Annotated in this window: 12 protein-coding genes; all 12 read left to right on the forward strand. The window is 40.4% G+C overall.

The genetic code is table 11. The features are described from left to right. Positions 1 to 25: 25 nt before the first annotated feature. The gene (gene rpoC / locus AC4G3O_RS18365; RefSeq protein ID WP_066103009.1) at positions 26 to 3622 is read left to right on the forward strand and encodes a DNA-directed RNA polymerase subunit beta'; all 3597 of its coding nucleotides are present in this window, start codon (positions 26 to 28) and stop codon (positions 3620 to 3622) included. Between the two features lie 175 nt (positions 3623 to 3797). Beyond that, positions 3798 to 4046: a 50S ribosomal protein L7ae-like protein gene (locus AC4G3O_RS18370; RefSeq protein ID WP_066103006.1), complete on the forward strand. Its 249-nt coding sequence runs from the start codon at positions 3798 to 3800 to the stop codon at positions 4044 to 4046. Between the two features lie 102 nt (positions 4047 to 4148). Then, complete coding sequence (rpsL, locus tag AC4G3O_RS18375; RefSeq protein WP_049672552.1) at positions 4149 to 4571, forward strand: 30S ribosomal protein S12; 423 nt, start codon at positions 4149 to 4151, stop codon at positions 4569 to 4571. Between the two features lie 44 nt (positions 4572 to 4615). Next, entirely contained in the window at positions 4616 to 5086 is a 471-nt protein-coding gene (gene rpsG / locus AC4G3O_RS18380) for a 30S ribosomal protein S7 (RefSeq protein ID WP_066103004.1), read from the forward strand. A 48-nt stretch (positions 5087 to 5134) separates the two neighbouring features. Further along, complete coding sequence (gene fusA, locus AC4G3O_RS18385) at positions 5135 to 7213, forward strand: elongation factor G (protein ID WP_066103001.1); 2079 nt, start codon at positions 5135 to 5137, stop codon at positions 7211 to 7213. A gap of 123 nt (positions 7214 to 7336) precedes the next feature. Then, positions 7337 to 8524 carry an elongation factor Tu gene (gene tuf / locus AC4G3O_RS18390; RefSeq protein ID WP_066102999.1) on the forward strand — a complete coding sequence of 396 codons (1188 nt, stop codon included), beginning with the start codon at positions 7337 to 7339 and terminating at the stop codon, positions 8522 to 8524. 269 nt (positions 8525 to 8793) lie between these two features. After that, positions 8794 to 9456, forward strand: coding sequence for a hypothetical protein (locus tag AC4G3O_RS18395; RefSeq protein WP_491136565.1), 663 nt, complete (start codon positions 8794 to 8796; stop codon positions 9454 to 9456). Next, positions 9453 to 10703 carry an efflux RND transporter periplasmic adaptor subunit gene (locus AC4G3O_RS18400; RefSeq protein ID WP_491136566.1) on the forward strand — a complete coding sequence of 417 codons (1251 nt, stop codon included), beginning with the start codon at positions 9453 to 9455 and terminating at the stop codon, positions 10701 to 10703. Before AC4G3O_RS18395 ends, AC4G3O_RS18400 begins: the two co-directional genes overlap by 4 nt. Positions 10704 to 11027: 324 nt before the next feature. Further along, complete coding sequence (rpsJ, locus tag AC4G3O_RS18405; RefSeq protein WP_066102989.1) at positions 11028 to 11336, forward strand: 30S ribosomal protein S10; 309 nt, start codon at positions 11028 to 11030, stop codon at positions 11334 to 11336. Positions 11337 to 11380: 44 nt separating this feature from the next. Beyond that, positions 11381 to 12010, forward strand: coding sequence for a 50S ribosomal protein L3 (rplC, locus tag AC4G3O_RS18410; RefSeq protein ID WP_066102983.1), 630 nt, complete (start codon positions 11381 to 11383; stop codon positions 12008 to 12010). 26 nt (positions 12011 to 12036) lie between these two features. Then, on the forward strand, positions 12037 to 12663 hold the full coding sequence (gene rplD, locus AC4G3O_RS18415; RefSeq protein WP_066102980.1) for a 50S ribosomal protein L4: 627 nt from the start codon (positions 12037 to 12039) through the stop codon (positions 12661 to 12663). Then, the gene (gene rplW, locus AC4G3O_RS18420; RefSeq protein ID WP_066102977.1) at positions 12663 to 12947 is read left to right on the forward strand and encodes a 50S ribosomal protein L23; all 285 of its coding nucleotides are present in this window, start codon (positions 12663 to 12665) and stop codon (positions 12945 to 12947) included. Before rplD ends, rplW begins: the two co-directional genes overlap by 1 nt. Positions 12948 to 12970: the final 23 nt, after the last annotated feature.

Below are 12970 nucleotides of genomic sequence, written 5' to 3' on the forward strand. Positions count from 1 at the left end.
GGATACGGAAAGGGAGGTAGGCCCCTTGTTGGATGTAAACAATTTTGAATATATGAAAATAGGCCTTGCTTCACCGGATAAGATTCGCTCTTGGTCTTTCGGAGAAGTGAAAAAGCCAGAAACTATAAACTACCGTACACTTAAACCTGAAAAAGATGGGTTGTTCTGTGAGCGCATTTTCGGTCCTACAAAGGACTGGGAATGCCACTGCGGTAAATATAAAAGAGTACGCTACAAAGGTGTAGTTTGTGACCGTTGTGGTGTTGAAGTAACTAGAGCTAAAGTGAGACGTGAGCGTATGGGCCATATTGAATTGGCTGCTCCGGTTTCTCATATTTGGTACTTTAAAGGAATTCCAAGCCGTATGGGTCTTTTGCTTGACATGTCTCCGCGTGCCTTGGAAGAAGTAATTTATTTTGCTTCTTACGTTGTTACAGAAGCAGGAGATACTGCTTTAGAGAGAAAGCAGCTTCTATCTGAAAAAGAATACCGTGCATACCGTGATAAATACGGCAACAAGTTCCAAGCTGGGATGGGTGCAGAATCCATTAAAAAGCTTCTTCAGGATATCGATCTTAACAAAGAGGTAGAATCCTTGAAAGAAGAGCTTAAAACAGCTCAGGGACAACGCCGTACACGTGCGATTAAACGTCTTGAAGTATTGGAAGCATTCCGTCATTCAGGTAACGAACCTTCTTGGATGATTCTGGATGTACTTCCGGTTATTCCTCCTGAGCTTCGTCCAATGGTTCAATTGGATGGCGGCCGTTTTGCAACATCTGACTTGAATGACCTGTATCGCAGAGTAATCAACCGTAACAATCGTTTGAAACGTCTGCTTGATTTAGGTGCTCCAAGCATCATTGTTCAAAATGAAAAGCGTATGCTTCAGGAAGCAGTTGACGCATTGATTGATAACGGTAGACGTGGCCGTCCTGTAACAGGACCTGGTAACCGTCCGCTTAAGTCTTTGTCTCATATGCTTAAAGGTAAACAAGGTCGTTTCCGTCAAAACTTACTCGGTAAACGTGTTGACTATTCTGGTCGTTCCGTTATCGTTGTAGGACCAAACTTGAAAATGTACCAATGTGGTTTGCCGAAGGAAATGGCAATCGAACTATTCAAGCCTTTCGTAATGAAAGAACTTGTTGAAAAAGGATTGGCTCATAACATCAAATCAGCTAAGAGAAAGATCGAAAGACATTCTCCTGATATTTGGGATGTGCTTGAAGAAGTAATTAAGGAGCATCCGGTTCTATTAAACCGTGCCCCGACACTTCACCGTCTAGGAATCCAGGCGTTCGAACCAACATTAGTTGAAGGTAGAGCTATTCGACTTCACCCGTTAGTATGTACAGCGTATAACGCTGACTTTGACGGTGACCAAATGGCTGTTCACGTACCTTTATCTGCAGAAGCACAAGCGGAAGCCCGTCTATTGATGCTAGCTGCGCAAAACATCCTTAACCCTAAGGATGGTAAACCGGTTGTAACTCCATCACAGGATATGGTTCTTGGTAACTATTATCTGACAATGGAAAGACCAGGTGCAGTTGGAGAAGGTATGATCTTCAACGACACTAATGAAGCAGTACTTGCCTATCAAAACGGATATGTTCACTTACACACTCGTGTAGCTGTTCATGCTAGCTCTTTAAATAACGAAACGTTTACGGAAGAACAGAATAAGCAATTATTGCTTACTACTGTTGGTAAATTGATATTCAATGAAATTCTTCCTGAAACTTTCCCTTATATTAACGAACCAACAAGATCCAATCTGGAAGAAAAAACACCAGAGAAATATTTTGTTGAAAAGGGAGCAAATGTGAAGGAAATCTTAGCGAATCGTGAGAGAATCCAACCATTTAAGAAGAAAATTCTTGGTAACATTATTGCTGAAGTCTTTAAACGTTTTAAAATAACAGAAACATCCAAAATGCTTGACCGCATGAAGGATCTAGGATTTAAATATTCGACTCGTGCAGGTATTACTGTAGGGGTTGCAGATATCGTCGTTTTACCTGAAAAACAAGAAATTCTTGAAAAAGCTCAAGGTAAAGTAGACAGTGTCATGAAACAATTTAGACGTGGTTTGATCACAGAAGAAGAACGTTATGACCGTGTTATCTCAATCTGGAGTGAAGCGAAGGATGATATCCAAAGCAAACTGATGGCATCCTTACATCACTTGAATCCAATCTTTATGATGAGTGATTCCGGAGCCCGTGGTAACGCATCTAACTTTACGCAGCTTGCGGGTATGCGTGGATTGATGGCCAACCCGGCTGGTCGTATTATTGAGCTCCCAATCAAATCAAGTTTCCGTGAAGGCTTAACAGTATTGGAGTACTTCATCTCCACTCACGGTGCGCGTAAAGGTCTTGCCGATACAGCATTGAAAACAGCCGATTCCGGTTACTTAACAAGACGTCTGGTTGATGTTGCACAGGATGTTATCGTTAGAGAAGACGACTGTGGAACAGATCGCGGCTTAGAAGTAAGAGCTTTGAAAGATGGTACAGAAACAATTGAAAGCCTTGAAGAACGTCTTGTAGGACGTTATGCAAGGAAGAAAGTTAAACATCCTGAAACAGGCGAAGTTCTGATTAATGAGAACGAAATCTTCACTGAAGATCTTGCTCAAAAAATCGAAGAACTTGGTATTGAAGAAGTGACAATTCGCTCTGCGTTTACATGTAACACTCGCCATGGTGTATGTAAAAAATGTTACGGACGTAACCTTGCAACTGGTCAAGAGGTTGAAGTTGGTGAAGCAGTCGGTATCATCGCGGCTCAATCCATCGGTGAACCTGGTACACAGTTGACAATGCGTACTTTCCATACAGGTGGGGTTGCCGGAGACGACATTACACAAGGTCTTCCGCGTATTCAGGAGTTGTTTGAAGCACGTAACCCTAAAGGGCAGGCAGTTATTGCTGAAATCGAAGGTACGGTTACAGCGATTAACGAAGTCCGTGACAAACAACAGGAAATCACAATTCAAGGTGCAGTGGAAAGCCGCTCTTATACAGCTCCGTACTCTGCGCGCTTGAAAGTGAATGTAAATGACACAGTTGTTCCTGGTCAGGAACTTACAGAAGGTTCTATTGATCCAAAAGAACTTCTTAAAGTTACAAATGTACGTTCTGTACAGGAATACCTGTTAAAAGAAGTGCAAAAAGTATACCGCATGCAAGGGGTAGAAATTGGCGATAAACACGTAGAGGTTATGGTTCGTCAAATGCTTAAGAAAATTCGTGTTATCGATGCCGGAGAAACCGATGTATTGCCAGGAACATTACTGGATATTCATCAGTTCACAAAAGCAAACCATGAGGCGTTGCTTCAAGGTAAAAATCCTGCTACGGGACGCCCGCTATTGCTTGGTATTACAAAAGCATCTCTTGAAACGGATTCCTTCCTGTCCGCCGCATCCTTCCAGGAAACTACTCGTGTCCTTACAGATGCAGCGATTAAAGGAAAACGTGATGAATTGCTTGGACTTAAAGAGAACGTTATTATCGGTAAGTTAATACCTGCTGGTACAGGTATGCATCGTTACCGTAAAGCTGTTCCGGTTCTAACTGAACAAAAGGAAGAAACGGTTCCAGCTGAGTAACCAATCTACATCAGAAGAGGTAGCCGGATGATCAATCCGGCTAATCTTCTGTATATATAAAGTAAATAAGGGTAACAAATTAATTTTTTTCGTGCGATTGTTGACATTTATGTTTTATAAATGGTACTATAGCAAAGGTGCTCCTATTAACCTGTTACTTTGGAGGATATTAATGATGTCTTATGAAAAAGTATCTCAGGCAAAGAACCTGATAATAGGGACGAAACAAACAGTGAAAGCTCTCCGAACAGGAAATGCCGAAACAGTTATTATTGCTCTTGATGCTGATTCAACAATCACATCAAAAGTAATTGATGCTGCTAAAGAGTATTCCGTTCCAATCGATTATGTAGACTCGATGAGGTTGCTCGGAAAAGCATGCAAAATAGATGTTGGAGCAGCAGCTGTTGTCATTATGAAATAGAAAACTGTTTTTGCAGTTGATGCAAAAACTTTGTTTTTACCCTTTTATGAACCACCTGGATGTGTGGGACTAGGGGAACCAATTTTGAAGGGAGGAAACATCATGCCAACTATTAACCAATTGGTACGTAAGCCACGTAAATCTAAAGAAGAAAAATCAAAGTCTCCAGCTTTGAATAAAGGTTACAATAGCTTCAAGAAATCCCAAACAAACGTATCATCTCCACAAAAACGTGGGGTATGTACTCGTGTTGGTACAATGACTCCAAAGAAACCAAACTCCGCGTTACGTAAATATGCGCGTGTACGTTTGACTAATGGAATCGAGGTTACTGCTTACATTCCTGGTATCGGCCACAACTTGCAAGAGCACAGTGTTGTATTAATCCGTGGAGGACGTGTAAAAGACCTTCCAGGGGTACGTTACCACATCGTGCGTGGCGCTCTTGATACTGCAGGCGTTAACAACCGTATGCAAGGTCGTTCTAAATACGGTACGAAAAAACCTAAAGCAGCAAAAAAATAATTTTAAAACCAAAATAATTACTTCTTTGAAAGGAGGAACAAAATATGCCTCGTAAAGGACCTGTTTCAAAAAGAGATGTATTACCTGATCCGATATATAATTCCAAGCTTGTAACAAAATTGATCAACAAAATGATGATCGATGGAAAAAGAGGGACTTCCCAAAAAATCCTTTATGCTTCTTTCGATATCGTAAGAGAGCGTACTGGTAACGATCCAATGGAAGTTTTCGATCAAGCTTTAAAAAATATCATGCCAGTTCTAGAAGTTAGAGCACGCCGTGTAGGTGGAGCTAACTACCAAGTACCAGTTGAGGTTCGCCCTGACAGACGTACTACTCTAGGACTTCGTTGGTTAGTAAACTATGCTCGTCTTCGTGGTGAAAAAACTATGGAAGAGCGCTTAGCTAACGAAATCATGGATGCAGCTAATAACACTGGCGCTTCTGTTAAGAAACGCGAAGATACACATAAAATGGCTGAAGCTAACAAAGCTTTCGCTCACTATCGTTGGTAAAATCAAAACTACTAAAAATCTATATCCACAAGGAAGGAGAAAGACCCAATGGCTAGAGAGTTCTCCTTAGAAAAAACTCGTAATATTGGTATCATGGCTCATATCGATGCTGGTAAAACGACGACTACTGAGCGCGTTCTTTACTACACAGGTCGTATCCACAAAATTGGAGAAACTCATGAAGGTGCATCACAAATGGACTGGATGGAGCAAGAACAAGAGCGTGGAATCACGATCACATCTGCTGCAACAACAGCAGCTTGGAAAGAACACCGTGTAAATATCATCGACACACCAGGACACGTAGACTTCACAGTTGAAGTTGAACGTTCCCTTCGTGTACTTGATGGTGCGGTAGCAGTACTAGATGCACAATCCGGTGTTGAACCACAAACTGAAACAGTTTGGCGCCAAGCTACAACTTACGGAGTACCACGTGTTGTTTTTGTTAACAAAATGGACAAAATCGGTGCGGATTTCTTATACTCCGTAAAAACTTTACATGAACGCCTTCAAGCGAATGCACACCCAATTCAGATACCAATCGGTGCTGAAGATGACTTCGAAGCAATCATTGACCTAGTGGAAATGAACGCAGTATTCTATGGTAACGACCTTGGTACTGATATCGAAGTTCGTGAAATTCCTGAAGAGCACATGGCAATAGCAGAAGAATACCGTGAGAAGTTAATAGAAGCAGTAGCAGAACTTGACGAAGAATTAATGGAAAAATACCTTGGCGGTGAAGAAATCACTAAAGAGGAATTGAAAGCAGCTATCCGTAAAGGTACTGTAAACGTTGAATTCTACCCAGTTATCTGTGGTTCTGCATTCAAAAACAAAGGTGTTCAGTTAATGCTAGATGCTGTAATCGACTACCTTCCATCTCCATTAGATGTACCTGCAATCAAAGGTATTCTACCGGATACAGATGAGGAAGTTGAACGTCATGCTGATGACAGCGAGCCATTCTCTGCGCTTGCTTTCAAAGTTATGACTGACCCTTATGTTGGTAAATTAACATTCTTCCGTGTATACTCTGGTACTTTGAGCTCCGGTTCATACGTACAAAACTCTACTAAAGGAAAACGCGAGCGTGTAGGACGTATCCTGCAAATGCATGCGAACTCCCGTCAAGAGATCTCAGAAGTACACGCTGGGGATATCGCCGCTGCTGTAGGTCTAAAAGATACTACAACTGGAGATACTCTATGTGAAGAAAAGAACCTGGTTATCTTGGAATCCATGGAATTCCCTGAGCCAGTTATCTCTCTTTCAATTGAACCTAAATCTAAAGCAGACCAAGACAAAATGTCTACTGCTCTTCAAAAGCTTCAAGAGGAAGATCCAACTTTCCGCGCTCATACTGACCAAGAAACTGGTCAAACTATCATCGAAGGTATGGGTGAGCTTCACTTAGATATTCTTGTTGACCGTATGCGTCGTGAGTTTAAAGTAGAAGCTAATGTTGGTGCACCTCAGGTTGCTTACCGTGAGACTTTCCGTACACCTGCACAGGTTGAAGGTAAGTTTGCTCGTCAATCCGGTGGACGTGGACAATACGGTCACGTTTGGATCGAGTTCTCACCTAATGAAGAAGGTAAAGGCTTCGAATTTGAAAATGCTATCGTTGGTGGTGTAGTACCACGTGAATACGTTCCTGCTGTACAAGCTGGTCTAGAAGACGCTCTTGACCGCGGTGTACTTGCTGGCTACCCATTAATCGATATTAAAGCAAAACTATTTGATGGTTCTTACCATGACGTTGACTCCTCTGAGATGGCATTTAAAGTAGCAGCATCTTTAGCACTTAAAAATGCAGCGAAAAAATGTAATCCAGTTATCCTTGAGCCAATGATGAGCGTTGAAGTTGTTATCCCTGAAGAGTACATGGGTGACATCATGGGTAATATCACAGCTCGTCGTGGACGTGTAGAAGGTATGGAAGCACGCGGTAACGCACAAGTTGTACGTGCTATGGTACCTCTATCTGAAATGTTCGGTTACGCAACAACATTGCGTTCCAACACTCAAGGACGTGGCGTGTTCTCTATGACTTTCGATCACTACGAAGAAGTTCCTAAGAGCATCGCTGAAGAGATTATCAAAAAAAATAAAGGTGAATAATTGATTTTCATTCTTTATTAAAGTATAACTACTTATGTAAGCCAAGATAGAAGACATTGTCAACTGTCTTGGCACATAGTATAAAATAACAATTTTCTTATATTAAAGGAGGAAATTCCTAAAATGGCAAAAGCTAAATTTGATCGTTCTAAACCACATGTTAATATCGGAACAATCGGTCACGTTGACCATGGTAAAACAACTTTAACAGCTGCAATCACTTCTGTACTTGCAAAAGTAGGTGGAGCTGAAGCTCGCGCTTACGACCAAATCGATGGTGCTCCAGAAGAAAGAGAACGTGGTATCACAATCTCTACTGCACACGTTGAGTATGAAACTGAAACTCGTCACTATGCACACGTTGACTGCCCAGGACACGCTGACTATGTTAAAAACATGATCACTGGTGCAGCACAAATGGACGGCGGTATCTTAGTAGTATCTGCTGCTGACGGCCCAATGCCACAAACTCGTGAGCACATCCTTCTTTCTCGTCAAGTAGGTGTACCTTACCTTGTTGTATTCATGAACAAATGTGACATGGTTGATGACGAAGAACTTCTTGAACTAGTTGAAATGGAAATTCGTGACCTTCTTTCTGAATACGAATTCCCTGGCGATGATATCCCAGTAATCAAAGGTTCTGCTCTTAAAGCTCTTGAAGGAGAAGCTGAGTGGGAAGAAAAAATCAACGAGCTTATGGCTGCTGTTGACGAATACATCCCAACTCCAACTCGTGACACTGACAAACCATTCATGATGCCAGTAGAGGACGTTTTCTCTATCACTGGTCGTGGAACAGTTGCTACTGGCCGTGTTGAACGTGGTCAAGTTAAAGTTGGTGACGTTATCGAAATCATCGGTCTTGCTGAAGAACCAAAATCTACAACTGTAACAGGTGTAGAAATGTTCCGTAAGCTTCTTGATTACGCTGAAGCTGGTGACAACATCGGAGCTCTTCTTCGTGGTGTAGCACGTGAAGAAATCCAACGTGGACAAGTACTTGCTAAACCAGGTACTATCAACCCACACACAAAATTCAAAGCAGAAGTTTACGTATTGTCTAAAGAAGAAGGCGGACGTCACACTCCATTCTTCTCTAACTACCGTCCACAATTCTACTTCCGTACAACTGACGTAACTGGTGTTGTAAACCTTCCAGAAGGAACTGAAATGGTTATGCCTGGAGACAACATCGAAATGTCTGTTGAACTAATTGCTCCAGTTGCGATCGAAGAAGGAACTAAGTTCTCTATTCGTGAAGGCGGACGTACAGTAGGCGCAGGCGTAGTTGCTAGCATTACTGAATAATTCTTACTTATTAAAACAGGCGGGTGTACAACCGCCTGTTTTTTTGTTTTGTTTTTTCCTGCGAAATGTGGGAAGTTGGATACGTTAATTTGTTCATATTAGGATTCATTCCCCAGCAAATATCTACCCTTATCTATTAATACAACCTCATATACACAATTCTCCACGCTGTTTACAAAAAATTGAAATTATTTAACACCCATAAACTTCCTACGATGTAAAAAATCAGATACAATAGATATATGCAAATTTTTAGTGGGGGACAAAGGATGATAGGAACGTTAAAATCTATGCTTCACCCTCGAGAAACAAACATCGAGATGAGAAGCGTAATGACAAAAACTCATTACATACTTTGGTTTGGTGGATTACTTCTATTTAGTACGATTTTATTTGGGGTCTATGGATATCTAGGGTTGGGCAGCGAAAACTTGTCAGTATATATGGAGACTGTAAAAGAAAACAGATGGGAAATGACCAAGGTTTTATACTTCATTGGCAAACTAGCTGCTGGTCTCTTATATCCGTTATTATTCACACTATATTTTACAGTACTATTTTGGATCGTATTTGAGGACCTCTCATTTCGAGGAGTGTGGAAGCTTCAGCTTATTCCTTTAATAGTGATGCTCATAGCGAAAACAATAGAACTAATATTTATGCTGTTACTCAGGGTACCTGAACACTCATCACCATTTAGTCTAGGGATCATGACGCAAATGCTAACACCACAGATCTTTTGGGTAGAATTAGCTGCAAATATTACTATATTTGTACTGTTGGCAGGCTATCTTCAATATCGAATTTTCCACAAGTCACTTGATTATAGTAAAAAGAGAGTGATTATAACTGTATCATTATCCTGGATAATATATATATTGCTGGATGGTGCATCGGATACATTATTTAGAATCATGAAGGTGATTATATGAATTTTAGCATTAGGGAGAAAAAATGGTCTCTTGTATCCTTAGCTGTATTTTTATTTATACTTACAAATACCATTATTATTTACAAAATAGATAAAATTGATCGTACAGTCCTTATTACAGACCCTTATATCACGAAAAAAGGTACATTAAAGGAAACGCTTCAAACGGAAGGGAAGGCTGAGCCTTCTGAGATATATAAGATTTATTATGAAGGACCTAGAGGGATGCTCGATGAGATCCTGGTGGAAGAGGGAGAGGATGTCCAAGTAGGAACGCCATTGCTAACCTACATTATAGATAACGATAGCAGCGATGTTATAAAACAATTAGAAAATGCTAACAAACGTCTCTCTATGAAAATAGATAAATTAAATGAAGATATATCCGTGCTCCAGTCAGAAGTCCAAGAGTATGAAAGCTTGCAGACTGTTGAAGAAGAGGAGAAAGAACCGGATTTAGATAACACACGAATATTGGAGTATGAGATAAAAAACATAGAATATGAAATTAAGATGATCGAGCTGCAAATTGAGGATAATCAAACACAGATAGATATGGCCAACAGTGCTGAAGATCAAATTACAATAGAAAGTAAAATTGATGGAACTATTGTGCATAGGAATGATTTTAGCAGAACAGCAGATAATCCGTTATTGACTATTATGAATCAAGCCTCTTTAGTAGTGGACGTTTTGGTTGGGGAAGATGACATCCAGCGAATAAAACTGGATCAGGAGGTCATCATTAAACCAAAGCATTTGGATTCAAAATTGATTACTGGCAAGGTAATAAAAATAAGTGATGTTCCGTTTAGTGAGGATCATAAGAAAGATAAAAGCTTCTATAATATATCGATTCAACCAGAAAATCTAAGTGAATCATCAGAAGAAAGTACAGAGAGTCAGATTTTAATCGGATCACATGTGGCTGCTGATATCACATTGAAGGAACTTAACAATGTAGTAGTTCTTCCAAAGAAAACTTTGGCAGGAAATCATGTGGTGCTTCTTGAAAAGGGAAAGCTGAAACAAAAAAAGATTACGGCAGGATTAGAATTCGATGAAAAGGTAGCCGTAACCAAAGGGCTTAAAGAAAAACAACGTATACTTCCTGCAGCTGATGCGAGCATTAAGGGTGATACAAGGTACATAAAATTCGTGGACTTTGATCACATAAATAAGAAGGCTTATAATCAATTTAATAATGAAGAGAGATTGTGGTTACTGGCACGAGGTCTCATACAATAATCAGTTGGTGAGTGGTGAGAGAGGAACAAGCTTCCCTCTCTTTTGTTATTTACATGTAAGAGAAAGCTAGTATATTTATGGAAAGAAGAACGATAACTTGAAAAAGTAGAAGTGAGATTGTATACTAATATTCGTGTGATAGAAGAAATTATTTTTAACTGTTGCATACCCAGAAAGTATAATGTATAATAGACAATGTTGGTCTTTTCATTGCGATGATGTGGAAGGTTGCTGACACACCCGGCCGCTTTGCCATGGCGCGTGTGTAAGGAGATTTCCACGGAGAATGTCTATTACAAAATAGGCGATAAAGGAGGGAAAATAATGGCAAAACAAAAGATTCGCATTCGTTTAAAAGCATATGATCACAGAATTCTTGATCAATCTGCTGAGAAAATTGTAGAAACTGCAAAACGTTCTGGTGCAGCTGTTTCCGGTCCGATTCCACTTCCGACTGAGAAAAACGTGTACACGATCCTACGTGCGGTTCATAAATACAAAGATTCTCGTGAGCAATTCGAAATGCGCACACACAAACGTCTAATCGACATTGTAAATCCTACACCACAAACTGTAGATTCACTAATGCGTTTAGATTTGCCGTCTGGCGTAGATATCGAAATCAAATTATAATCGTTCTATAAAAATAAAAAAGAAAACACTAGGAGGTGTGACTCATGACCAAAGGAATCTTAGGTAGAAAAATCGGTATGACTCAAGTATTCGCTGAGAACGGTGAACTTATCCCGGTAACAGTTGTTGAAGCAGTACCAAACGTTGTTCTTCAAAAGAAATCTGTTGAAAATGATGGCTACGAAGCTATCCAACTAGGTTACGAAGATCTTCGCGAAATGCTTTACAACAAACCACAACAAGGACACGCTGCTAAAGCGAACACTGCTCCTAAGCGCTTCGCTCGCGAAATTCGCGATGCAGATCTCAATAACTATGAGGTAGGTCAAGAAGTCAAGGTAGATCTTTTCGCTGAAGGCGAAATCGTTGATGTAACAGGAATCTCAAAAGGTAAAGGTTTCCAAGGACCAATTAAGCGTCACAACCAATCTCGTGGCCCAATGTCTCACGGATCTCGTTACCATCGTCGTCCTGGTTCAATGGGACCAGTTGCTCCAAACCGCGTATTCAAAGGCAAAAAACTTGCTGGACGTATGGGTGGAACTCAAATCACTGTACAAAACCTTGAAATCGTTAAGGTTGATGCAGAACGTAACGTAATCCTTATCAAAGGTAACGTTCCTGGACCTAAAAAAGCTTTACTTAAAATCAAAAGCGCGGTTAAAGCGAACTAATCTATCGAGAAAGGAGGAAAATCGCAATGCCGAAAATTGCTCTTTTAAACCAAGCTGGTTCTCAAGTAGGCGATATCGAGCTTAACGAATCAGTATTTGGTATTGAACCAAATGAGAGTGTTGTAACTGAAGCAATCCTTATGCAAAGAGCGTCTTTGCGCCAAGGAACTCATAAAGTTAAAAATCGTTCTGAAGTAAGTGGCGGTGGCCGTAAACCATGGCGTCAAAAAGGAACTGGACGTGCTCGTCAAGGTTCCATCCGTTCCCCACAATGGCGTGGTGGTGGTGTGGTATTCGGACCAACACCAAGAAGCTACTCTTACAAACTTCCTAAGAAAGTACGTCGTTTAGCTATTAAATCTGTACTTTCCGCTAAAGTGAACGAAGAAAACGTAATCGTTCTTGATGCTTTAACTTTTGAAGCACCAAAAACTAAAGAATTCACAGCTGTATTAAAAGGCTTGAATACTGAAAACAAAAAAGCGTTGATCGTAACTGCGGATGTAGACGAAAACGTTGCACTTTCCGGTCGTAACATTCCGGGAGTAACAATCGTTGAAGCTAACGCTATTAACGTATTGGATGTTGTAGGGCATGAGAAGTTAATCATGACTAAAACAGCTGTTGAAAAAATAGAGGAGGTGCTTGGATAATGGAAGCACGTGATATTATTAAGCGCCCCGTCATTACTGAAAGCTCAGCTGACATCATGGCCGATAAAAAATACACTTTTGAAGTTGACGTAAGAGCTAATAAAACTCAAATCAAAGATGCTGTTGAAGAAATCTTTGAAGTTAAAGTTGAAAAAGTTAACGTTATGAACTACAAAGGTAAATTCAAACGCATGGGTAAACATGCTGGATATACAAACAAACGCCGTAAAGCGATTGTTAAACTAACTGCTGATAGCAAAGAAATCGAATTCTTTGAAGCATAATTTCTAAAGAAAAGGAGGGACAC

The organism is Bacillus sp. z14 (2026) (genome assembly GCF_058313575.1).